The following is a 22,566-nucleotide window of genomic DNA, read 5'->3' as shown; positions in this document are numbered from 1 at the left end:
CGACCTCCCAGGTCGGACCCAACCTTACATCTCTTGGAGGCTGGAGCGTGCGGGGCTGAGCGGGTTGGTCAAGGACCGGCCTCCGGCCGGCCGCGGCGCGGCGACGCGGAGCGTCGTCCTTGAGCAACCCGCTCAGCCCCGCGATCGTCTCGCCGTGAGATGTAAGGATGGCTCCGTCTGCGGGAGACGGGGCGCTGACGAAGGGGGTCCGGCAAGCGAAACCCTCTCTTTGGAGAGAGGGAGGGGCCCGCCGCCGGAGGCGGTGGGAGGGTGAGTGGTCCGCCGTCGGCCAGAGACCCCGCCCCTTCCGGTTGGACTCGATCGGTAGCCGCGCCCACCCTGGGCCCACAGGTAAGACGCCTTCGCCGAACCCTGAAGCCCTAACCACTCACCCTCCCGCCGCTTCGCGGCGGGCCCCTCCCTCTCTCCGAAGAGAGGGATTTTAAGCGCTGAAACACCGATTCCTTTGGTTGAGCTCCGTCGATGCGGTGGCCACGCTCTCGCCATGGACAGGACCGCCACCGCCAGACGTCTTCGCCAGACCCAGACCCTGGCCGAGAGGATCCTCTGGAAACTGGTCCGCGACCGCCGCCTGGGCGGCTTCAAGTTCACGCGACAGCGCCCGATCGATCGCTACTTCGCCGACTTCGTCTGCGAGGCCCGCAAGCTGATCGTCGAGCTGGACGGCGCGGCGCATGACGGACGCGAGGACTACGACCACCAGCGCACGGAAACGCTGAAGCGGTTGGGATACAGGGTCCTGCGATTCCCGAACGCCCGGGTCCTGGCCGATCCTGGCGGGACGGCGGACGACATCCTGGCGGCGCTGCGGGCGGTGAGGCCCTAGCCACTCACCCTCCCATCCCGACTGCCGTCGGGACGGGCCCCTCCCTCTCTCCGAAGAGAGGGGTTCCCCAGTCGCGGAACGCCGCGATCACGCCATCGACGAAGCCGACGCCGAACTCGCCGATGAGCCGGAAAGCCACGAACGCGGCGATCAGCGTCAGCGTCATCTTCAGCGGCTTCTTTTCGAAGCGCGACAGCAGGCTCACCAGGGACACGACCGGGCTCCTTCGGTTCGGAGCTCAACCCTAGAGCGCCTGGCGGGCGCTTTTCAAGCCCACGCCCCGGCGCGACAGCCCCTACCGCCGCTTCAGCTTCGCCAGCGCCGCCTGCATGGCCAGCGCCTGGGCGGCGCGGGGCTGGGGGTCGGGCGTTTCGACCTTCTCCGCCTCCGCCTCCACCGCCTTCGTCGACTTGTCCAGGCGGCGGACGAAGTCCTCGATCAGGTCCAGCGGATGCTCGGGCGCCGCCTTGGCGCGCTTTTCCGGCGGGGTCATGGCGGCGATCTTGCGGGCCGTGGCGGCCATCTGGCCGCACAGCTTGACCTTCTCGCGGGCGCGGGCCTGGACGGCGGGGTCGTCGCTGGTCTCGGCGATGCGCCAGGCCTCGTCGAGGGCGGCCATCAGCTTGGTCTGCATCTCATCGCACCACTGGCGCGGCGAGCGGGCGGCGGGGGTGTGGGTCTGGCTCATGAGGGTAAAGCATGAGGCCGGTGGAGGCGCCGGGGACGGACAGCGGGATTTTTTTGGTAAGTGTCTGTGAAGAAACGGAAACGTTCGTTTCTCACTGGGGAAAGGCGCGGGAATATCCCTTCCTCCCCCTAATGGGGAGGAAGAACAGCCGTGTGGATAACGTTCAGCGTCGCCGCCTGGCCGCCCAGACGATCGCGGCGGTCGACAGCAGGAGGCCGGTGATCAGCGCGCCGATCGCCAGGACGCCGGCCGGCGTCACGCTGACCTCGGCGCGAGCGCGAACCGGGCCGGCCTCGAATTCGGCGATGGCGGTCTGGCGCGGATCGTCCGGGATCATCGGATTGGACATGGAGCCTCCGCGCCGCCCCCCTGTGGATAACTTCGCGCGGCCCCTCAGCTCAGCGCGAAGCCAGCATAGCCCTCGGCGGCGACGCGGTCGCAGCGTTTCTTATAGTCCTCGCCGACATAGGGCATGAAGACGCGCGGCTTGCCCGGCACATTGGCGCCCATGTACCAGGAGGCCGCGCGCGGGAAGAGGGTCTTGTCGGCCTCTTCGTTGACGTGGGCGACCCAGGCTTCCTGAGCCTCGGGGGTGGCCTCCATGACCCCGGCGTTACCGGCCCGCACATGGGCGATGGCGTCGAAGATCCAGTCCACATGCTGCTCGCCGGCGGTCAGCACGTTGGTCAGCACCGAGGGGCTGCCCGGCCCGGTGACCGTGAAGAGGTTGGGAAAGCCCGCGACGGCGAGGCCGAGATAGGTCTTGGGCCCCTCGGCCCAGGCCTCGCGCAGCAGCCGCCCGCCCCTTCCGCGGATATCGATGCGGGTCAGGGCTCCGGTCATGGCGTCGAAGCCCAGGGCGAAGACGATGATGTCGACCGGGATCTCGCCGGCCGTGGTTCGCACGCCCTTGGCGGTGATCGTCTCGATCGGCGTCTCGCGCAGGTCGACCAGGGTGACGTTGTCGCGGTTGAAGCTGGCGTAGTAGTCGGTGTCGACGCAGGCCCGCTTGGCGGTGATCGGATAGCCGCGCGGCTGGAGCTTCTCGGCGGTCTTCCGGTCCTTGACGATCTCGGCGATCTTGCCGCGCACGAACTCCGAGGCCGCCGCGTTGATCCGCTCGTCGCGGATGATGTCGGGGATCATCACGGTCGAGACCAGGCCGCCGCCGTTCCACAGCTGTTGCACCAGCTCGGCCAGCTCGGCGTCGTTGGGCTTCCAGCCCTTGGGCGGCAGCGGAATGCCGGGCTCGCCGGCGCGGAGGGCCTCCAGATAGGTCGGGAAGAAGGCCTTGAACTCGGCGACCTCGGCGTCGGACAGCGGCGCGTTCAGGGCCGGCAGGCTGAAGTTGGGCGTGCGCTGGAAGACGAAGACCTGGGCGGCGTCCTGGGCGATCAGCGGCATCGACTGGATGCCCGAAGAGCCCGTGCCGATGATCGCCACCCGCTTGCCCTTGAAGTCGACCGGCCGGTGCGGCCAGCGACCGGTGACATAGGCCTCGCCCTCGAAGGCGTCGGCGCCGGGGATGTCGGGCTCGCGCGGGACCGACAGGCAGCCGGTGGCCATCACGCAGAACTGGGCGTCGAAGACGCGGCCGGTGTCGGTCTCGACGGTCCAGCGCCCGCGCGCCTCGTCGAAGGTCGCGGCGGTGACGCGGGTCTCGAACAGGAACGCGCGCCTAAGGTCGTAGCGGTCGGCGACGTGCTCGGCATAGGCCAGGATCTCGGGCTGGGTGGCGTACTTCTCGCTCCAGCGCCAATCCTCGCGCACCTCCGGCGACCAGGTGTAGGAGTAGAGGAGGCTGGGGATATCGCACCGCGCGCCGGGATAGCGGTTCCACCACCAGGTGCCGCCGACGTCGGAGGCGACCTCGATCCCCTGGACGCTCAGCCCCGCCTCGCGCAGCCGGTGAACCATGTAGAGGCCGGCGAAGCCCGCCCCCACGACCACCGCGTCCACCGTCTCCACGCCCTCGCGCGCCGCCGCCTGCGCCATGTCGCTCCTCCCGCTCGGCGACTGCGCGCCGTCGCCGAAATGCTCGGCCAAGGCGGGGAAGGATCAAGCTATCGGATCCGATAGGTTTTTGGGGCGTGGGGCCGGGCTGAAAAGCAAAAGCCCCGCGCCTTGCGGGCGCGGGGCTTTCGAAGCTTCGGGTCGTCTGAACGCCTTTAGGCGATCTTCTCGACCTGATTGTATTCCAGCTCGACCGGCGTGGCGCGGCCGAAGATCGAGACGGTGACGCGCAGGCGAGCCTTTTCCTCGTCCACGTACTCGACCGAGCCGTTGAAGCTGGCGAACGGGCCGTCGGTGACGCGGACGTTCTCGCCCACTTCGTACAGGACGACCGTCTTGGGCTTTTCGACGCCCTCTTCGATCGTGCCGATGATGCGCTGGACTTCCTTTTCGGAGACCGGCATCGGCTTGGAGCCGCTGCCCAGGAAGCCCGTGACCTTCGGGGTGTTCTTGATCAGGTGGTAGGCTTCGTCCGAGAGGTTCATCTTCACCAGGACATAGCCCGGGAAGAACTTGCGCTCGGCGTTGACCTTACGGCCGCGGCGGATCTCGACGACATCCTCGGTCGGCACCAGGATCTCGGAGAAGTTCTCCTCCAGGCCCTGGTTCTTGGCCTGCTCGCGGATGCTCTCGGCCACCTTCTTCTCGAAGTTCGAGTAGGCGTGGACGATGTACCACTTGTGGTTCGGGTTCGAGGCGGTTTCGGTGCTCATCGTCTCTATCTTATCTCGCGGTGGCCAGCTTCAGAAGCTGGTTCACGGCAAAGCCCAGGCCGCCATCGACCGCCAGGAAGAACAGCGACGCCATGACCACCATGATGAAGACCATCACCGAGGTGATCCAGGTCTCCTTGCGGGTGGTCCAGGTGATCTTGCGGGCCTCGGCGCGGACTTCGCGGAAGAACTGAACCGGGCTGGTGCGCTTCTTGGGGGCGGCGGGAGCGGCGGCGGCCGTCGCGGCGCCGGCGGGCGACATCGCCGCGGCCGTCTTGGCGGCGCGGTTCTTCATCGCGGACGGGCTGGATCCCGGTTTCCTGGCCATGCTCTTGAAGCTCACGACTTTCCTGGACGAGCGGGTCGGTAGGTGACCCGTCGGATACATATAGTGGCAGGAGTGGAGGGACTCGAACCCCCGGCCCTCGGTTTTGGAGACCGATGCTCTACCAGCTGAGCTACACTCCTGCGGACCGACCGCCCTTTCGGGCCGACGGACATCCAGAGACAGACAGCGCGCCGGAAGGCTTCAAAGCCTCGGCGCGCCATGTTCTGTCGCCAGAGCCGCGCCATTTAGCAGGGTCGCATGCGGCGGGCAAGCGGCGCGCGCGGGATTGCGTGATGGAAGGTGGTTTGGGCCTGTCCTGGGCTCGAATATCCAAGAGTTCCGCCTTCCTCGCCCTTGTGGCGAGGACCCATGCCGGCGAGCGGCGCGGCCTTGCAGGGAGCGCCCGGTCGAACGCTCCAGAATTTAGGCCCGGCTGGCGCGCGAGCTGAAAGATGGGTCCTGGGCGCAAGGCCCAGGAAGGCGGGATTCGTGAGCCGCGATCAGTCCATAAGCCCCCTCCACCGCCATTCGGCGGCCCCCCTCCCCATGAAGGGGGAGGAAGGGAGGATGGGGATCGAACCGCCCCGCCAGACGTTCCGCTCCCATGCCGACGTTCAACAGCCAGCCATCATCGCCTATCGACCGCCCGTCGAATCGGGAGGTCGAGCAGGAGAACCAGCGGACCGACTCGCCCGAGGGCCAGCCGCCGCGCCCCGCGACCGAGCCGCCGGGTTCGGCGGACAGCAGCCAGTCGCCGAAGACCGAGACGGACCCGGGCTCCGGCGAGGGCTAGCGGCGGAGATCTACCCCGCCTTCTCGGCCTTGCCCTTGGCGTCCTTGTCCGTGGCGGTCGAGGCCGTCGACGGCAGGGTCGCGCCGCATTGGATGCCGAGATAGGACCACTTCACGTCGGTCAGCTGGCGACCGCACTGGGTGTTCTTGCCCATGTCCTTGCCACGCAGCGAGATCGCGACGCCCTTGGACAGGTCCGGCGCCGGGCTGGCGGTGCTGATGTCGTAATAGCCGCCGCCGCGGCCCTTCACGACGAGGCAATTGGTGTTCTCGACCGGGCGGACGCAGCCCGACGCCGTCACCGGCGTGGCCTCGACGACCACCTGATTAGCCTGCGCGACCTTCGTCTTCGCGCCGCCTTCACTGCAACCAGCCAAACCAAACGCTACTAGACCGGCCGCCGCGGCGGCCCCTACGAACCAAACCCGCATACGTTCCTCCGTATCGTTGGCTCCGCGAACGAAGCAAAAGGAAGTCTGCGCCTCGTTTCGGGGACCGGCAATCACATTTTTGACACTTTCAGAAAAGCGGTGCGCGGTTTTCAACAAAGTCGAGAAAACCCTGCTTTCAGTCGTCGCCGCTGTTAATCTTGTCGTCGGGACGCGACGAGATGCGACGCGATCTCATTCACATCTTGAATGTCGGCTCGACGACTGAAGACAACCGGACATTCCGCATCTTGTCCGCGAACGGCGACCCGCGCCCCCAGAGCGGAGATTTTCGGGCGCCCGCATTAGACAACCGTCATTGACAGGACGTCGGCCTTGCTTCCATGAGACACGCGCCGCCATCCGCTATCTGGCGGTTTCCGCTCTCTTTTCCGCGCTTTTCGCGCGCCTATTCCGAAGAGTTCAGATGACGGCCGCCGCTCCCGCGCCCTCCGCGCCCGTGAAGGACGCCCCCTACTTCGTCGAGAAGGTGCTTTGGGTGAAGCACTGGACCGACCGCCTGTTCAGCTTCGCCATCACCCGCCCGGCCAGCTTCCGCTTCCGCTCGGGCGAGTTCGTGATGATCGGCCTGCCGCCGCGCGAAGAGCTGGGCGAGAAGAAGCCGATCCTGCGCGCCTATTCGATCGGCTCGCCGTCCTTCGCCGAGGAGCTCGAGTTCTTCTCGATCAAGGTGCCCGACGGCCCCCTGACCTCGCGTCTGCAGCAGATCCAGGAAGGCGACGAGATCCTGCTGGGCAAGAAGCCTACCGGGACGCTGGTGCTCGACGCCGTCCGCCCGGGCAAGCGCCTCTTCCTGTTCGGCACCGGCACGGGTCTCGCGCCCTGGCTGTCGGTGGCCCGCGACCCCGACGCCTATAGCCGCTTCGAGCGCGTGATCGTCTGCCACGGCGTGCGCGAGGTGAAGGAGCTGGCCTATCGCGAGCTGTTCACGGCCGACATCTTCGACGACCCGCTGGTCGGCGACGAGGCCCGCGCTCAGCTGACCTACTATCCGACCGTGACCCGCGAGCCGTTCGAGCGCCAGGGCCGCTTCACCGACCTGATCGCCAGCGGCAAGCTGTTCAGCGACCTCGGTATCGAAGGCGGCAAGTTCGATCCCGAGCACGACCGCGCCATGCTGTGCGGCTCGATGGCCATGATCAAGGACACCGCCGCCATGCTCGAAGCCCAGGGCCTGAAGGAAGGCTCCAACGCCGAGCCCGGCGACTTCGTCATCGAGCGGGCGTTCGTGGGGTAGACGATAGATCCCTCTCTCGTGGAGAGAGGGAGGGGCCCACGCCGCAGGCGTGGGAGGGTGAGTGGGTAAGCCCTCTCAGGACCAGACTCTGTCGAACGCCCCAGCGATCTCGGCGCTATCAGGCCCAGAATCTCCCGGCCAGCCGTGAAGCCACTCACCCTCCCACCGCTTCGCGGCGGGCCCCTCCCTCTCTCAAAGAGAGAGGGATTTCGGCGCGATTGCTTATGGTGAGATTCATGGCCGACTCCCTCCCCCTCAAAAACCTCACCGTTGAGGACGCCCGCGCCCGCATTCTCGCGGGCGCGAGCCGCCTCGGCGTCGAGACCGTGGCCGTGGAACACAGCCTCGGCCGCATCCTCGCCGCCCCCGTGACCGCGACCCGCGCCCAGCCGCCGTTCGACGCCTCGGCCATGGACGGCTGGGCGATCCGGCGGGCGGACTACCAGCCTGGAAAGCCGTTCGCGGTCGTCGGCGAGAGCGCGGCGGGCAAGGCTTTTCCGCGCGCGGTCCAGGCCGGCGAGGCCGTCCGCATCTTCACCGGCGCTCCCGTCCCCGCCGGCGCCGACCTCGTGGTCATCCAGGAAGAAGCCGTTCGCGACGGCGACACAGTCCGCTTCGAGGCGGGCGAAGCCCCCCGGTCGAACATCCGCCCGGCCGGCGGCGACTTCCAGGCCGGCGACGTCCTGCTGGCCGAGGGCGTCGTCATCGACCCGTGGCGGCTGTCGCTGGTCGCCTCGGCGGGACTGGCGGAGGTCCCCGTCGCCCGCCGCCCGCGCGTGGCGATCCTGGCGACAGGCGATGAGCTGGTCCCGCCCGGCCAGGCGCCTCGCCCCGACCAGATCTTCGAGAGCGGCTCATTCAGCCTGGCGGCGCTGGTCGAAGCCTGGGGCGGCGAGGCTTTCCGCCTCAGCGCCCAGGGCGACGACGCCGGCGCCATCGCCGCAGCCGTCTCTTCTTGCCTCTCCCAGGAGGGGCCGATCCAGGCCGACCTGATCGTCACCATCGGCGGCGCCTCGGTCGGCGACCACGACCTGGTCAAGCCGGCCCTGAAGACCCTTGGCCTCGACCTCGTCGTCGAGACCGTGGCCGTGCGCCCCGGCAAGCCGACCTGGTCCGGAACGCTCGCGGACGGCCGCCGCGTGCTGGGCCTGCCGGGCAATCCGGCCTCGGCCCTGGTCTGCGCCGAGCTGTTCCTGAAGCCCCTGCTGGCGGCCCTGAGCGGCGGCGATCCCGAGGTTCGCCTGAGCGCCGCTCGCCTGGTCGCTCCCTTGTCCGCCACAGGTCCGCGCGAACACTGGATGCGCGCGCGCCTCGCCATCGACGCCGAGGGCCGACTGACCGCCAGCGCCTTCCCGGACCAGGATTCATCCCTGATCGGCGTTTTCTCCCAGGCCGAGGCCCTGCTGCGCCGCAGGCCCGGCGCCCCGGCCGCCCTAGCCGGCGACACCGTCGAGGTTCTGCCCCTGCGCCGAGGCTGAAAAGGCGACGCCACGGAAATGCCGTGCTACTTGGACACGAATCTTCCCGGGCTTAGAGCCTGTCAGCTTCAAATGGAATCATTTGAAGCTGATAAACAGGCTCTAAATCCAACGTTTAGAGCGTGATAGCCGCCGAAACCGCTTACACTTTCGGCTATCACGCTCTAGCCCCGGTCGCGGCTACTCAAGAGGTTCGTTCATGGGACATGTCGGCAAGATCGCGACCAATGTCCTCCTGGCCTTCCTGGCCCTTCTGGTCGGTCGCTACCTCGTCATCGACATGCCCTTCACGGGCGACACCCTGTTGCAGGCGACCTACTACGCCCTGGGCGCGCTGATCGTGGAGCTGGTGTTCCGGGTCGAGCGCGCGCCCTGGCGCTTCGTTTCGGCCAGCGACCACCTGCGCCTGTTCCGCTCGGCCGTGCTGACGGCGGCGACCTTCATGGTCATCACCCGCCTGGTCCATCCCGGCATCGACGGCGGCCTGCGCACGGTGGCCGGCGCGGCCCTGATCCAGGGCACCTTCCTGTCGGCCCTGCGCGTGATCCGCCGCAGTCTGCATGAGCGCCAGCTGCTGGACTCGGTGCTGCGCCTGGGTCCCGCCTCGATGCACCCGGCCCTGCCCCGCCTGCTGATCGTCGGCTCGGCCGCCGAGGCCGAAGCCTTCCTGCGCTCGCCGGCGGGCCTGGGCGAGCGCTACACCCCGATCGGCGTCGTCTCGCCACAGGATCGCGAGACCGGCGACGAGCTGCGGGGCGTCTGCGTGCTGGGCGCGATCGCCGACTTCGACCGGGTGCTGGCCCGCCTGCGCGACAGCGGCCTGCCGCCCTCGGCCATCCTGTTCCTGACCGACAGCGCCATGAGCACCTTCGGCGCCGAGCGCCTGGGCCGGCTGAAGACCGAAGGGGTCCGCCTGCTGCGCCGCCACGGCGTGGTCGAGATGGGCGCGTCGGCCGACAGCGGTCCGATCCTGCGCGAGATCAGCCTGGAGGAACTGCTCAGCCGCCCCCCCGTGCGCCTGGATCCGGAACCGATCCGCGCCCTGGTCTGGGGGCGCCGCGTTCTGGTCACCGGGGCCGGCGGCAGCATCGGCTCGGAGCTGTGCCGCCAGATCGCCGCCAGCGGCTGCGCCCAGCTGACCATGGTCGACGCCTCGGAATACAACCTGTTCCACATCGACCGCGAGATCGCCGAGCGCCACCCGCTGCTCCCGCGCCGCGAAGTGCTGTGCGACGTCCGCGACGCCGCCCGCGTCCAGCGCGTCTTCGCCGAACAGAAGCCCGACATCATCTTCCACGCCGCGGCGCTGAAGCACGTGACCCTGGTCGAGAACCATCCGTGCGAGGGCGTGCGGACCAACGTCCTGGGCACCCGCAACGTCGCCGTGGCCGCCAAGGCCTGCGGCGCGGCGCACCTGGCCCTGATCTCGACCGACAAGGCCGTGGCCCCGACCAGCATCATGGGCGCGGCCAAGCGCGTGGCCGAGACCGTGGTCCGCCAGTATGGCGGCGGCGGCGACATGCGCGTCAGCATCGTCCGCTTCGGCAACGTGCTGGGCTCGGCGGGGTCGGTGGTGCCGATCTTCCAGAGCCAGATCGCGCGCGGCGGCCCGATCACCCTGACCGACGCCAATGTCGAACGCTACTTCATGACCATCCCCGAGGCCGTGCAGCTGGTGCTGCGGGCCGTGGCCCTGTCGATGATCGCCTCGGACGGCGACGAGGACGGCGTGCTGACCCTGGAGATGGGCGAGCCGGTCAAGATCATCGATCTCGCTAAGCGGATGATCGAGCTGCAGGGCCTGGTCCCCGGCCGCGACATCGAGATCAAGATCACCGGCCTGCGTCCCGGCGAGAAGCTGACCGAGACCCTCGTGGACGTGAACGAGGTGGCCCGCGCCAAGGCCCCCGGGATCATGGAAGCGGTGCGGATGTCGCCGGCGCCGACGATCGCCGACGCGCGGCTGGAGACCCTCGACGCCCTGGCCGAAGCCGGCGACGAAGCCGGCATCCGCGAGGCGCTGTTCGAGCTCGTGGAGAGCCTGCGGCAGACAGGTCCGTCGAAGGTCGTGAAGATCCGGGCGTCGTAGGCTACGCGCCCACCAGCCCCAGCAGTCCCCGCAGCGTCGGCGCCTCATCCTCCCGCCGCCACACCAGCCCCGTCTCCAGCACCGGCGGGGCGGCCACCTCCACATAGGCCACCCCCGCCCGCGCCAGGTTGCGCAAGGACGCCGGCACCAGCGCCAGGCCCAGACCCGCCGACACCAGGCTGATGATCGTCTGCATCTGGATCGCCTCCTGGACGATCCGCGCAGGACGGCCGCGGGCGCTGAAATAGCCGGTGAGCAGGTCGTGGAAGGCCGGGGCCACGGTGCGCGGGAACAGCACCAGCGGCGCGTCCAACAGGGCCTCGGGCGAGAGAACGCCGTCCTTCACCGGCAGCCGTCCATCCTCGACCCAGGCGGCGGGGACGGCGGCGACGAGGGGCTCGGAGACCAGGCGGTGATAGGCCAGCCCCTCGGGCAGGGCCCGCTCGGCCGGCGGTATGATGATGCCGGCGTGGCGCTCGCCCGCGACCACGGCCGGGATCTGCACGTCGCTGGTGGCCTCGACGAGGCGGATCTCGACGTCCGGATAGGCCTCGGCGTAGCGCCGCACGAGATCGGGCAGGACGCTGTAGTCGGCGGTGCTGACGAACGACAGGGTCAGATACCCCGTCTGGCCGTCGCGCAGTCGCCGCGCGGTCTCGGGCAGGGCGTCGACGGCGGCCAGGGCCTCCAGCACGTGCGGCAGCCATTGCTCTCCCAGAGGCGTCAGCTCGACGCTACGCTTGGTCCGCGCGAACAGCGGCGCGCCCAGTTCCTTCTCCAGCGCCAGGATCGACTGGCTGAGCGGCGGCTGGGTCATGCCCAGACGCTCGGCCGCCCGTCCGAAGTGCAGGCTCTCGGCCACGGCGGCGAAGTGACGGAACTGGCGGATGTCCATGACGATAGGTTTAGCGACCTAATCGACGCCGACTAATATATTTTTCGATCGAGCGCCGGCGCCGTAAAAGACCCCACGACCGACACTGGAATTTGATCATGCCTCCCTATCGCTCGCGCACCTCGACCCACGGCCGCAACATGGCCGGCGCCCGCGGCCTCTGGCGCGCCACCGGCATGAAGGACAGCGACTTCGGCAAGCCGATCATCGCCATCGCCAACAGCTTCACCCAGTTCGTGCCCGGCCACGTGCACCTGAAGGACCTGGGCCAGCTGGTCGCCCGCGAGATCGAGGCGGCTGGGGGCGTGGCCAAGGAGTTCAACACCATCGCCGTCGACGACGGCATCGCCATGGGCCACGGCGGGATGCTGTACTCCCTGCCCAGCCGCGACCTGATCGCCGACAGCGTCGAGTACATGGTCAACGCCCACTGCGCCGACGCGATCGTCTGCATCTCCAACTGCGACAAGATCACCCCCGGCATGTTGATGGCCGCCATGCGCCTGAACATCCCGGTCGTCTTCGTCTCGGGCGGGCCGATGGAGGCCGGCAAGGTCCAGGTGAAGGGCAAGATCCGCGCCCTCGACCTGGTCGACGCCATGGTCGTGGCCGCCGACGACAACTATTCCGACGAAGAGGTCTCGGCGATCGAGAAGGCCGCCTGCCCGACCTGCGGCTCGTGCTCGGGCATGTTCACCGCCAACTCGATGAACTGCCTGACCGAGGCGCTGGGCCTGTCCCTGCCCGGCAACGGCTCGGTCCTGGCCACCCACGCCGACCGCGAAGCCCTGTTCAAGGAAGCCGGCCGCCTGGTCGTCGATCTCTGCCAGCGCTGGTACGAGCAGGAGGACGCCACCGCCCTGCCGCGCGGCATCGCCACCCGGGCCGCGTTCGAGAACGCCATGAGCCTGGACATCGCCATGGGCGGCTCGACCAACACCGTGCTGCACCTGCTGGCCGCCGCCCACGAGGGCGGGATCGAGTTCAGCATGGCCGACATCGACCGCCTCTCGCGCCGCGTGCCGTGCCTGTCCAAGGTGGCGCCGGCCAAGAGCGACGTGCACATGGAGGACGTCCACCGCGCCGGCGGGGTCATGGCCATCCTCGGCGAGCTGGAGCGCGGCGGCCTGATCGACGCCAGCCAGCCGACCGTCCACGCCGCCACCCTGGGCGAGGCCCTGGCCCGCTGGGACATCGGCCGCACCAACAGCGCCACCGCCCACGAGTTCTTCAAGGCCGCGCCGGGCGGCAAGCCGACCCAGGTCGCCTTCAGCCAGGCCGCGCGCTGGGAGGAGCTGGACCTGGACCGCGAGAAGGGCGTCATCCGCTCGGTCGAGCACCCCTTCTCCAAGGACGGGGGCCTGGCGGTCCTGTTCGGCAACCTGGCCCCCGAGGGCTGCATCGTGAAGACCGCCGGGGTCGACGAGTCGATCCTGACCTTCCGGGGAACGGCGCGCGTCTTCGAAAGCCAGGAGGCGGCGGTCAGCGGCATCCTGGGCGGCCAGGTCGTGGCCGGCGAGGTCGTGGTGATCCGCTACGAAGGCCCCAAGGGCGGGCCGGGCATGCAGGAGATGCTGTACCCGACCACCTATCTGAAATCGAAGGGCCTGGGCGCGGCCTGCGCCCTGATCACCGACGGCCGCTTCTCGGGCGGCACCTCGGGTCTGTCGATCGGCCACGTCTCGCCCGAAGCCGGCGAGGGCGGGCTGATCGCCCTGGTCGAGACCGGCGACTCGATCCTGATCGACATCCCCAACCGCGGGATCACGCTCGAGGTCGCCGAGGACGTGCTGGCCGAGCGCCGCGCCGCCCAGCTGGCCCGGGGTCCCGACGCCTGGAAGCCGCTGGACCGCAAGCGCGAGGTCAGCCCCGCCCTGCGCGCCTACGCCGCCATGACCACCAACGCCGCCAAGGGCGCGGTGCGGGACGTCAGCCAGGTGGAGCGGCGGTAGGGGTTCTCTCCAAGCAGCCGATCGAGGTTCAGCCGAAACCTGACACCCACCGCCTTCCTGGGCCTTGCGCCCAGGACCCAGGGTTCCGGGACTGTTGCGTCAGACGTTCGGGCTGGGACTAACCGCCGCGATGATCCCGAAGGCAGAGCCTGCCTTCGAGCATGGATCCTGGGCACAAGGCCCAGGAAGGCGATTCTATTGCCTAGGGTGGGCTATCCCCCCTGCCCCCGCGCCCCATACCGCGCCAGGAACGTCTCGACCGCGTCCTCGGCGATCTCGCGCAAGGGCCGGCGGGGCTGGACCTCGTCACCCGCCGAGAGGCCCAGCACCAGGGTCACGTGGTCCAGCATGCCCATCAGCTGGCTGGCAGCCCACGAGGCCTTCTCGACCTTCAGCTCGCCGGTCTTGACCAGGTCGTTGATCACGGCGATCGCCGCCCCGCCCAGCTCGTCGCGGGCGCTCTGCAGCAGATATTCGGCCACGTCCTCGAAGCGGCGGCGCTCGGACGTCACCACCCGGAACAGGGCGCGGGAGTCGGGCTGGGAAAAGAAGTTGGCGTAGGCGCAGGCCAGCGCCGTCAGCCGGGTGCGCGCGTCGCCCTTGACCCGGACGGCCTCGCGAACCGGCGCGGCCACGCCGCTCACCGTCTCCATGACGATGGCCCGGAACAGGTCCGCCTTGCCCGGGAAGTAGGCGTAGAGGGTCGCCGTCGAGACTCCCGCCGCACGGGCCACCACCTCCATGCCCGCGTCGGCATAGCCTTCGCGGAGGAACAGCGACCTGGCGGAAGCGAGGATCTCCTCCCGCTTGTGACCCGAACGCTTCAGACCTGCGCCGACGAGCATGGGGTAACCCGCTGTTTCGATTGCCGATGCAATCTAGCCGCGAAAATGAAGGGTAAGCAAGGGTCGCGCGAGAGGACTTCGCCTCTTCTTTCGGTTATGCAGCGCCGACGCCCAGTTCACGGGCGACAGAATGGGATCGAAGGCGTGATCAAGGACGCGGAAGCCGCGCGCGAACAGGAAGTGGCCGCCTGGTTTGGCGAGCGCGCGGAAAACACGATCGAGACCTCGTGCGCCCGCGTGTTCCTGATCGGCGGCTCGGCCTTCAAGGTGAAGCGGCCGGTCGACTTCGGCTTTCTGGATTACTCGACGCTGGAGCTGCGCCGCTGGGCCCTGGAGCGCGAGCTGACCTTCAACCGCGCCGCGGCGCCGGACATCTATCGCGAGGTGCGCCGCCTGACCCGCGCCGCCGATGGCGGGGTCGAGCTGGACGGCGACGGCGAGATCGTCGAGTACCTCTTGGAAATGCGCCGCTTCGACCAGAACGGCGTCCTGGCCACCCAGCCCTGGGCGATCGACGACGCGCTGGAGGATTCGCTGGGCCGCACCGTCGCGCGCTTCCATGGCGGGGCCAGCTTGCGCCCGCAAGGCGGCGGGGTCTCGGCCCTGGGCTACACGATCCGATCCAACGCCAACCTGCTGCGAGGCCTGGCGCCGCGTCTGGGCAAGCAGGCCGTCGAGCGCCTGGTGCAGGAGACCGATCTCGCCCTGGAGCGCCTGGGCCCGCTGCTGGACGCCCGCGCCGCCGACGGTTTCGCGCGCCACTGCCATGGCGACCTGCACCTTGGGAACATCCTGATCGAGAACGGTCAGCCGATCCTGTTCGACTGCATCGAGTTCAACGACACCCTGTCGGACATCGACATCCAGTACGACCTGGCCTTCCTGCTGATGGACCTGGATTTCCGCCGCCGCCGCGACGCGGCCGGGCGAGTGCTGAACGCCTATCTCGACGAGGCCGCCCGGTCGTTCGGCGACGGCCTTTGGACCGGACTGGCCGCCCTGCCCCTGATGCTGAGCGTCCGCGCCGCCGTGCGCACCCACGTCTGGGCCTATACCGGCGACGACGAGGCCGCTCGCGCCTATCTGCAGACGGCGCTGGAGCACCTGGCCCCGCGCCCGGTCAGCCTGATCGCGGCCGGCGGCCTGTCGGGCTCGGGCAAGTCGACCTTCTCGCGCGTCTGCGCCCCTGGCCTGGGCGCCGCCCCGGGCGCCGTGGTCCTGCGCACCGACGAGATCCGCAAGCGCCTGTGGGGCGTGCCTTCGCTGCAACGCCTGCCGCGCGAGGCCTATACGCCCGAGATGAGCGCCAAGACCTACGACCAGCTCTTCCACGACGCGGCCCTGTGCCTGAAGGCCGGTCGCTCGGTGGTGCTGGACGCGGTGTTTCTGAAACCCGAGGAGCGCGCCCGCGCCGAGGCCCTGGCCACGAGCTGCGACGTCGCCTTCCAGGGCGTCTGGCTGGAGGCCCCGCCCGAGGTGCTGCGCGCCCGCGTCGCCGCCCGCGTCAACGACGCCTCGGACGCCGACGTGGCGGTGCTCGAGAACCAGCTGTCCCGCGACCCCGGCGAGATCGCCTGGCGCAAGGTCGACACCGTCAGCGCCTTCGAGGACGAGGCCCGGGCGCTGGCCGAGGCGATGGGCTAAACCGGCGCGAACCGCGAATTACAAAACCCTAAATTGACGGACCGCCCGTCGGACGTGGCTAATCCCTTTGTTCAAAAGGGATCCTAGATGAACCGACCGCTGATCCGTCTTTGCCTGGCCGCGACCTTGATGGCGTCCACCAGCGCCATGGCCGCGCCGGACGTTTCGAGTCGCATCGAGGCGGTGACCTCGGGCCTGCGGCCGGCGGTGACGATCAAGGGCGCTCCGACCAAGCGCGCCCTGGCCGACGAGATGGCGGCCCTGAAGGTTCCGGGCGTCAGCATCGCGGTCATCCACGACGGCAAGATCGACTGGGCGCGCGGCTTTGGGGTCACGCGGACGGGCGGCGCGCCGGTGACGGCCGAAACGCTGTTCCAGGCCGGCTCGGTCAGCAAGCCGGTCGCCGCCATGGCCGCGCTGCGTCTCGTTCAGGACGGCAAGCTGTCGCTGGACGGCGACGTCAACGCGACGCTGAAATCCTGGACCCTGCCGCCCAGCGCCTTCACCGCGACCAAGCCCGTGACCCTGCGGGCGCTGCTGTCTCACACGGCCGGGACGACGGTGCACGGCTTCGCCGGCTACGCCGCGGGCGAGGCGGTCCCCACCCTGCCCCAGGTGCTGAGTGGCGTCGCGCCCGCCAATTCCAAGCCGGTGATCGTCGACCAGCCGGTCGGCGAGGCCTACCGCTATTCGGGCGGCGGCTATTCGATCGCCCAGCAGATGATGGTCGACGCCACGGGCCAGTCCTTCCCCGCCCTGGTGCGCGAGCGCGTCTTCAAGCCGATCGGCATGGCCCACAGCACCGAGGACCAGCCGCTGGACGCCGCGCGCCTGGCCAAGGTCGCCTGGCCGCACGACGCCCAGGGCGCTCCCATCCCCGGCGGGCCGCACACCTATCCCGAGATGGCCGCCGCCGGACTTTGGACCACCGCCGAGGACCTCGCCCGGTTCGTGATCGACCTGCAGCATTCCGCCCAGGGACGCTCGGACGGCGTACTGTCGCCCGAGATGACCAAGACCATGCTGACCCCGGTCAAGAGCGGCTATGGCCTGGGCCTGAACATCGGCGGCGCGGGCGTCCAGAAGTACTTCGCCCACGACGGCTCCAACGCCGGCTACAAGGCCACCCTGGTCGGCTATCCCAGCGGCGACGGCGTGGTGGTGATGACCAACGGCGACCAGGGCTACCAGCTGGGCGAGGAGATCGTCCGCGCGGTGGCCGCCGAATACGGCTGGCCCGACTATCGCCCCGTGGAGCGCGAGGTCGCCAAGGTCCCGATCGGGGACCAGGCGCGCTACGCTGGAACCTTCACGATCAAGGGGCCGGGCGACTTCGAGATCCGACGCGACGGCGACCGCCTGGTGGCGGAAATCTGGAAAGGCGTGGTCGATCCGCTCTATCCGGCCTCGGCGAGCGAGTTCTTCATCCTGTCGCAGGACCTGCGGCTGGTGTTCAGCGACCCCGACCACGGCACGGTGACGCTGGGCGCCTTCAGCGCGCCGTTCGAGCGCAAGGCCAAGCCTTGAGTCAGAGCATTTTCCGATAAGTGTGAAACGGTTATCGGATCGAAAAATGCTCTAAACTTTTGAATGAGAGCCCTTTTTATCCGATCTGATTGATACGATCAGATCGGAAAGGGCTCTAGGCCGCGCCGCGCATCGTTCCAGCGCGCGGGGCGCGGTCCAGCGCCGAGGCGATGGCCATGACCAACTCGGCCGGACGGATCGGCTTGCCCAGGTGGTCGTCGAAGCCCAGGGCCAGGAAATGCTCGCGATCCCCGGCCATGGCCGAGGCGGTCAGGGCGATGATCGGCGGCGGCTTGGCGCCGACCCGTCCCGCGCGGATCGCCTCCAGCGCCGTGACGCCGTCCATCACCGGCATGTTGATGTCCATCAGCACGCAGTCGTAGCGCGCCTCGCCCAGAGCCTCGAGCGCGTCCTGGCCGTTGTCGACCACGGTGAGGACGACCCCGATCGGCTCGAGCATGGCGCGGACGACCAGCTGGTTGACCGCATTGTCCTCGGCCATCAGCACCCGCACCTCGTCGAGGGCCGGACCGTCCTCGAGGACGTCTGCCGGTTCGGCCTCCGTCGCGACCGCCTCCGCGGCCTCGAAGCGGAACACGAAGCGCGCGCCAGTCTCGCTGGGGGCCAGGGTGAGGTCCCCGCCCATCCGCCGCGCCAGCGCCCGGGCGATGCTGAGGCCAAGGCCCGCGCCGCCATAGTCGCGCGACACCGTCTCGTCGGCCTGGGTGAAGCTGTCGAACACCCGCTCGCGGGCGTGGTCGGGCACGCCGGGACCACTGTCGGCGACGGCGATCGAGACCATGCGGCGGCCATCGGGTCCAAGAACCGGCCGAGCGTCGAGCGTCACCCCACCCACGGCGGTGAACTTGATGGCGTTGGACACCAGGTTGGCCAGCACCTGGCGGATACGAAGGTCGTCGGCCAGGATCGTCGCCGGCAGGTCCGGCGCGATGTTGACGCTAAGGGTCAGCCCCTTGAACGCGGCGGCGTCGCGCCAGGCGTTGGCGACCTCGCCCACGACGGTGCGGGGGTTGATGTTGGCCGGGGCCAGCTCGATCCGGCCGGTCTCGATCCGCGACAGATCCAGCACGTCGTTGAGCAGGTGCATCAGGCTGTCGCCGGACCGGATCATCAGCTCGACCTGCTCGCGCTGGGCCGGCGACAGATCCGAGCGTTGCAGGGCGTGGGCCATGCCCAAGAGGCCGTTCATCGGCGTGCGCAGCTCATGGCTGGCCACGGCGATGAAGGTCGACTTGGCGCGGGCCGCCTCCAAGGCCTTCTCGCGCTCCTGGCGAAGGCCGCGGGTCAGATCGTCCATGCGCCGGGCGGCGGCGCGGTTCAGCAGCATGACATTGACCGAGGTGGCCACCAGCAGCAGCAGGCCCCAGCGCGCGGCGATGACCTCCGGTCCCGAGCCCTCAAGGAAGACGAAGGGGAAGACGATCAGGCAGACCATCGGCGACAGGCCGGTCAGCACCACCAGCGGTCCCGATTGATGGCGGAAGTTCTGGGTGTAGATCAGCTGGCCGCACCAGATGGCGACAGCGCCCAGACGCGTGTCGCCCGCCCCCTGCCACCACAACATCGCGCCCAGCCAGGCCCAGGTGGCGTTGATGGGCAACGACGCCCAGGCGAACAGGGCGCGCAGTCGGGGCGTCCCCGCGCGTCCGCTCTTGAAGCGACGGGTGATCAGCCAGGCCGCGCCCTCGCACGCCAGAAGGCATGACAGCCAGCCGACCGCCAACGACGCGCCCAGGCCAAAGCCCACGATCACCGCCGCCAGGGTCGCCGAGATCAGGCGCGTGGGCGTCAGCCGATAGGTGTCGGCCGCGACTTCGTCGAGTCGCGCATCGGACCATGTCTCGCTAAGCCAGCCCAAGCCTTAAGTCTCCGAACGACGAACCTCGTCGTCCCGGGCTCGATCAAAGCGTTAAAATCGCAGCAAGCGCCTAAAGACCCGATGCGACCGATGATCGCGGCCGGCGCCTGGGCGGGAAGCGCCTCGCCCTAAAGCAGCGCTGCGTTGCACAATGACCCGCGGCCCACTAGCTTCTAGTGAACAACGATAATTAACCGGGAGAGAAACAGCCGATGTATGGGCTGATGCAGCATGGGGCGCTGACCCTCGACAAGATCATGGACCACGCCGCGCGCTGGCACGCCGATCGCGAAGTGGTCAGCCGGTCCGTCGAGGGGCCGATCGTGCGCACCACCTACGGCCAGATGCGCGACCGCGCCAAGCGGGTGTCGAACGCCCTGCTGGCCTTGGGCATGAGGCCCGGCGACCGCATCGGGACCCTGGCCTGGAACACCGGCCGGCACATGGAGGCCTGGTACGGCATCATGGGCCTGGGCATGGTCTGCCACACCCTGAACCCGCGCCTCTTCCCCGAGCAGATCGCCTGGATCGCCGACCACGCCGGCGACCGGATGATCTTCACCGACCTGACCTTCCTGCCGATCCTCAAGCAGATCCTCCACCACATCCCCAGCGTCGAACACGTGGTGGTGTTCACCGACCGCGACCATATGCCCGCCGACTTCGCCCCGGCCGGCGACGCGCCCGGCTTCAAGGGCCTGCTCGCTTACGAGGACTTGGTCGAGCAGCACTCGGCCGACGTCGCCTGGGGCGGCTTCCCGGAGGATACGGCCGCGGGCCTCTGCTACACCTCGGGCACGACGGGCGATCCCAAGGGGGTGCTCTATTCGCACCGCTCGAACTTCCTGCACACCTTCATCACCCTGCAGCCCGACGTGATGGGCCTGTCGCAGAAGGACGTGGTGCTGCCCGTGGTGCCGATGTTCCACGCCAACGCCTGGGGCGTGTCATTCTCCGCCCCCGGGACCGGGGCCAAGATGGTGATGCCCGGCGCCAAGATGGACGGCGCCTCGATCCACGAACTCCTGGAGACCGAGGGCGTGACCTTCTCGGCCGCCGTGCCGACCGTCTGGCAGATGCTGCTGCATCACCTGGAAAGCACCAACGGCAAGATCACCACCCTGAAGAAGGTGGTGATCGGCGGGGCGGCCTGCCCCGAAAGCATCATCCGCGCCTTCCATGACAACTACGGCGTCGAGGTGGTCCACGCCTGGGGCATGACCGAGACCTCGCCCGTCGGCACCCTGTCGGTGATGACCGACAAGCTCGCCAAGCTCCCCTATGACGAGCAGATGCCCTGGCGACTGAAGCAGGGCCGTCCGCCGCTGGGCGTCGAGATCTGCCTGAAGGACGACGACGACAAGCCCCTGCCCCACGACGGCAAGGCCTTCGGCCACCTGAAGATCCGAGGACCCATCATCGCCGGCGAGTACTTCAAGGGCGCCGGCGGGAACATCCTGGACGCCGAGGGCTATTTCGACACCGGCGACGTCGCCACGATCGATCCCGAGGGCTTCATGCAGATCACCGACCGGGCCAAGGACGTGGTCAAGTCCGGCGGCGAGTGGATCAGCACGATCGAGATCGAGAACATCGCCGTCGGCCACCCCAAGGCCGCCCTCGCCGCAGTGGTCGGGGTGCCCCATCCCAAGTGGGACGAGCGCCCCGTGCTGCTGATCAAGCTGAAGCCCGGCGAGACGGCGACGCGGTTCGAGTTCCTCGACTTCCTGCAAGGCAAGATCGCCAAGTGGTGGACCCCCGACGACGTGCTGTTCGTCGACGACATCCCCCTGGGCGCGACGGGGAAGATCGACAAGAAGGTCATCCGCAAGCGGCTGGCGGAGGAGGGGTATCAGCTGCCGGGGTAGGGGGTGGAGCCCGATGCTAGCCCTTGGCGGCCGCCGTCAGGAGCTCCAGCCGCTTGCGCGCTTCGGCGGTCAGGGCCTGCTCGGCGCCAGGCCCCTGATGCGCGATCGCCTTCTCGTGAAGGACCTGGGCCACCGCCACGTTGATGTTGACGTGCGGCGACTCGGCCAGGGGCGCGATGAGGGCGACGGCGCTGTCGAACTCGCCCTTACGCATCAAGGCGATGACGGCGTCGATCCGGATCGGGTCGACCTGCGGCGCCAACAGGTGCGCCTGGACCAGGGCGTCTAGGGCGGGCTCGCTACCCTCCGGCAGGGTCCGCGCATAGCGATATAGGGCCGGGTAGAGATTCGGGTCCAGCTTGAGCGCCCGAGCCAGCGCCTTGCGGGCCTCGCCGGAGGCTTCCGCCAGCCTCGCCGGATCGCGCTTGGCCAGCGAGAGCCAGGCGACGCCGAGTAGATACTGGGCGTAAGGATCGGTCTTCAGCGCCTCGGCGCTCTTCAGGAGGTCGACCGCCACGGCGGGATCGCCGAACGCCTGCTGGGCGTGGGCCAGCGTGCGGATCGCGAACGGATCGTTCGGATATTTCGCGGCCTTGTCGGCGATGGATTTGACGATATCCGCGGCTTGCCGGTCGCTCTCGCCGCGACGGCCGCGGATCAGGCGCAGCGAGTCGATCAGCAGATCCCCGTACGCGGGCGATAGGGCGGTGACCGTGATGTTCTCGGCGCCCAGCGGTTTGACGGGAATGATGGTGATGGTCATGCCGGACTTGGCGTAGCTGGTCAGCGCGCGCTGCAGCGAGGCCTTGTCGGTCTTGAATGCGGCGACGAAGGCCTCCGGCTCGGGCCGTCCCGTGCGCAGGCCCGCGAAATACTCCTGGAGCTGCCGAGCCCGCTCGGGATCACGCAGCAGATAGTGGGTCAGCAGCCAGCCCTGGGCGTAGGCCATGCCGATCCCGGGTGATTCCATTCGCGCGTCGATCAGCGCGTCCATGGAAATCCAGGGCCGCCGCTCCAGCGCGGCAACCCGCATCGCGACCGGCCCGCCCAGTTGCAGGGCGTCACCCTTCTCGATGGTCGCCCCGAAATATTCGGCGAAGCCTTCGCGGAACCACAGCGGATAGGGCCAGGTGAAGTTCTGGGCCATGAAGTGGTGCGCGTACTCGTGCTGCAGCACCTGGCGGGCCTGTTCACGATCGCTGGCGTTCCAGGTCGCGAAGGCGGCGCGACCGCCCGGCCCGGCGCGATAGAAGCCCAGCACATCCTGGTCGGGCTCGATCTTCTTCAGGTCGTCGCGCTGGGCCACCAGATAGACGTCGAGA

The 22,566-nt window shown here is 68.8% G+C and carries 19 protein-coding genes, 1 tRNA gene and 1 pseudogene; 9 read left to right on the top strand and 12 right to left on the bottom strand.

The window, feature by feature from the left end; translation table 11 throughout:
• Window positions 1–68: 68 nt before the first annotated feature.
• Window positions 69–161 carry a hypothetical protein gene (locus tag CSW60_RS24070; protein WP_236634334.1) on the bottom strand — a complete coding sequence of 31 codons (93 nt, stop codon included), beginning with the start codon at window positions 159–161 and terminating at the stop codon, window positions 69–71.
• A gap of 344 nt (window positions 162–505) precedes the next feature.
• Here CSW60_RS24070 and CSW60_RS15100 point away from each other — a divergent pair, with 344 nt between their 5' ends.
• Window positions 506–847, top strand: a complete 342-nt coding sequence (locus tag CSW60_RS15100; RefSeq protein ID WP_099538151.1) for an endonuclease domain-containing protein — start codon at window positions 506–508, stop codon at window positions 845–847.
• A gap of 4 nt (window positions 848–851) precedes the next feature.
• On the opposite strand, the gene CSW60_RS15095 is transcribed toward CSW60_RS15100, so the two are convergent.
• The 7 genes from CSW60_RS15095 to CSW60_RS15065 form a co-directional block, all read right to left on the bottom strand.
• On the bottom strand, window positions 852–1,061 hold the full coding sequence (locus CSW60_RS15095; protein ID WP_099538150.1) for a hypothetical protein: 210 nt from the start codon (window positions 1,059–1,061) through the stop codon (window positions 852–854).
• An 81-nt stretch (window positions 1,062–1,142) separates the two neighbouring features.
• Window positions 1,143–1,535 carry a hypothetical protein gene (locus CSW60_RS15090; protein ID WP_099538149.1) on the bottom strand — a complete coding sequence of 131 codons (393 nt, stop codon included), beginning with the start codon at window positions 1,533–1,535 and terminating at the stop codon, window positions 1,143–1,145.
• Window positions 1,536–1,698: 163 nt separating this feature from the next.
• Window positions 1,699–1,884, bottom strand: coding sequence for a hypothetical protein (locus CSW60_RS15085; protein ID WP_099538148.1), 186 nt, complete (start codon window positions 1,882–1,884; stop codon window positions 1,699–1,701).
• Window positions 1,885–1,928: 44 nt separating this feature from the next.
• Window positions 1,929–3,530 (bottom strand): NAD(P)/FAD-dependent oxidoreductase, encoded by a 1,602-nt coding sequence (locus CSW60_RS15080; RefSeq protein ID WP_099538147.1) that lies wholly within the window; start codon window positions 3,528–3,530, stop codon window positions 1,929–1,931.
• A gap of 173 nt (window positions 3,531–3,703) precedes the next feature.
• Window positions 3,704–4,261, bottom strand: a complete 558-nt coding sequence (gene nusG / locus CSW60_RS15075) for a transcription termination/antitermination protein NusG (RefSeq protein ID WP_099538146.1) — start codon at window positions 4,259–4,261, stop codon at window positions 3,704–3,706.
• Window positions 4,262–4,271: 10 nt separating this feature from the next.
• Window positions 4,272–4,589 (bottom strand): preprotein translocase subunit SecE, encoded by a 318-nt coding sequence (gene secE, locus CSW60_RS15070; RefSeq protein WP_143324194.1) that lies wholly within the window; start codon window positions 4,587–4,589, stop codon window positions 4,272–4,274.
• 64 nt (window positions 4,590–4,653) lie between these two features.
• Window positions 4,654–4,729, bottom strand: a tRNA-Trp gene (locus tag CSW60_RS15065).
• A 464-nt stretch (window positions 4,730–5,193) separates the two neighbouring features.
• Here CSW60_RS15065 and CSW60_RS15060 point away from each other — a divergent pair.
• Entirely contained in the window at window positions 5,194–5,382 is a 189-nt protein-coding gene (locus tag CSW60_RS15060; protein WP_099538144.1) for a hypothetical protein, read from the top strand.
• Window positions 5,383–5,392: 10 nt separating this feature from the next.
• On the opposite strand, the gene CSW60_RS15055 is transcribed toward CSW60_RS15060, so the two are convergent.
• Window positions 5,393–5,812 carry a hypothetical protein gene (locus CSW60_RS15055; protein ID WP_099538143.1) on the bottom strand — a complete coding sequence of 140 codons (420 nt, stop codon included), beginning with the start codon at window positions 5,810–5,812 and terminating at the stop codon, window positions 5,393–5,395.
• Between the two features lie 424 nt (window positions 5,813–6,236).
• Between CSW60_RS15055 and CSW60_RS15050 the strand changes: the two genes are divergently transcribed.
• From CSW60_RS15050 to CSW60_RS15040, 3 genes are all read left to right on the top strand, one after another.
• Window positions 6,237–7,067, top strand: a complete 831-nt coding sequence (locus CSW60_RS15050) for a ferredoxin--NADP reductase (RefSeq protein WP_201723069.1) — start codon at window positions 6,237–6,239, stop codon at window positions 7,065–7,067.
• Between the two features lie 236 nt (window positions 7,068–7,303).
• Window positions 7,304–8,545, top strand: a complete 1,242-nt coding sequence (gene glp, locus CSW60_RS15045; protein WP_099538142.1) for a gephyrin-like molybdotransferase Glp — start codon at window positions 7,304–7,306, stop codon at window positions 8,543–8,545.
• Between the two features lie 199 nt (window positions 8,546–8,744).
• Window positions 8,745–10,634, top strand: coding sequence for a nucleoside-diphosphate sugar epimerase/dehydratase (locus tag CSW60_RS15040; protein WP_099538141.1), 1,890 nt, complete (start codon window positions 8,745–8,747; stop codon window positions 10,632–10,634).
• A gap of 1 nt (window position 10,635) precedes the next feature.
• Here the strand turns inward: CSW60_RS15040 and CSW60_RS15035 are convergent, their stop codons facing one another.
• Window positions 10,636–11,529 carry a LysR family transcriptional regulator gene (locus tag CSW60_RS15035; protein ID WP_099538140.1) on the bottom strand — a complete coding sequence of 298 codons (894 nt, stop codon included), beginning with the start codon at window positions 11,527–11,529 and terminating at the stop codon, window positions 10,636–10,638.
• A 98-nt stretch (window positions 11,530–11,627) separates the two neighbouring features.
• On the opposite strand from CSW60_RS15035, the gene ilvD reads away from it, so the two are divergent.
• Complete coding sequence (ilvD, locus tag CSW60_RS15030) at window positions 11,628–13,481, top strand: dihydroxy-acid dehydratase (RefSeq protein WP_099539144.1); 1,854 nt, start codon at window positions 11,628–11,630, stop codon at window positions 13,479–13,481.
• Between the two features lie 212 nt (window positions 13,482–13,693).
• Here ilvD and CSW60_RS15025 read toward each other — a convergent pair whose 3' ends face one another.
• Window positions 13,694–14,326 (bottom strand): TetR/AcrR family transcriptional regulator, encoded by a 633-nt coding sequence (locus CSW60_RS15025; protein ID WP_099538139.1) that lies wholly within the window; start codon window positions 14,324–14,326, stop codon window positions 13,694–13,696.
• Window positions 14,327–14,470: 144 nt separating this feature from the next.
• Here CSW60_RS15025 and CSW60_RS15020 point away from each other — a divergent pair, with 144 nt between their 5' ends.
• Both CSW60_RS15020 and CSW60_RS15015 read left to right on the top strand, forming a co-directional pair.
• Window positions 14,471–15,970, top strand: a complete 1,500-nt coding sequence (locus CSW60_RS15020) for a bifunctional aminoglycoside phosphotransferase/ATP-binding protein (protein WP_099538138.1) — start codon at window positions 14,471–14,473, stop codon at window positions 15,968–15,970.
• 87 nt (window positions 15,971–16,057) lie between these two features.
• Window positions 16,058–17,497, top strand: coding sequence for a serine hydrolase (locus CSW60_RS15015; RefSeq protein ID WP_099538137.1), 1,440 nt, complete (start codon window positions 16,058–16,060; stop codon window positions 17,495–17,497).
• 115 nt (window positions 17,498–17,612) lie between these two features.
• Here the strand turns inward: CSW60_RS15015 and CSW60_RS15010 are convergent, their stop codons facing one another.
• A complete protein-coding gene (locus tag CSW60_RS15010) occupies window positions 17,613–19,376 on the bottom strand; it encodes an ATP-binding protein (protein ID WP_099538136.1) in 1,764 nt (587 codons plus the stop codon).
• 212 nt (window positions 19,377–19,588) lie between these two features.
• On the opposite strand from CSW60_RS15010, the pseudogene CSW60_RS15005 reads away from it, so the two are divergent.
• Window positions 19,589–21,388, top strand: a pseudogene (locus tag CSW60_RS15005) (long-chain-fatty-acid--CoA ligase).
• The last annotated feature ends 1,178 nt before the right edge of the window (window positions 21,389–22,566 follow it).

Source organism: Caulobacter sp. X (assembly GCF_002742635.1).
In the GTDB taxonomy this organism is placed as follows: domain Bacteria; phylum Pseudomonadota; class Alphaproteobacteria; order Caulobacterales; family Caulobacteraceae; genus Caulobacter.
The sequence above is the reverse complement of the archived record's forward strand: the minus strand, read 5'-3'. Positions and strand labels throughout refer to the sequence as shown.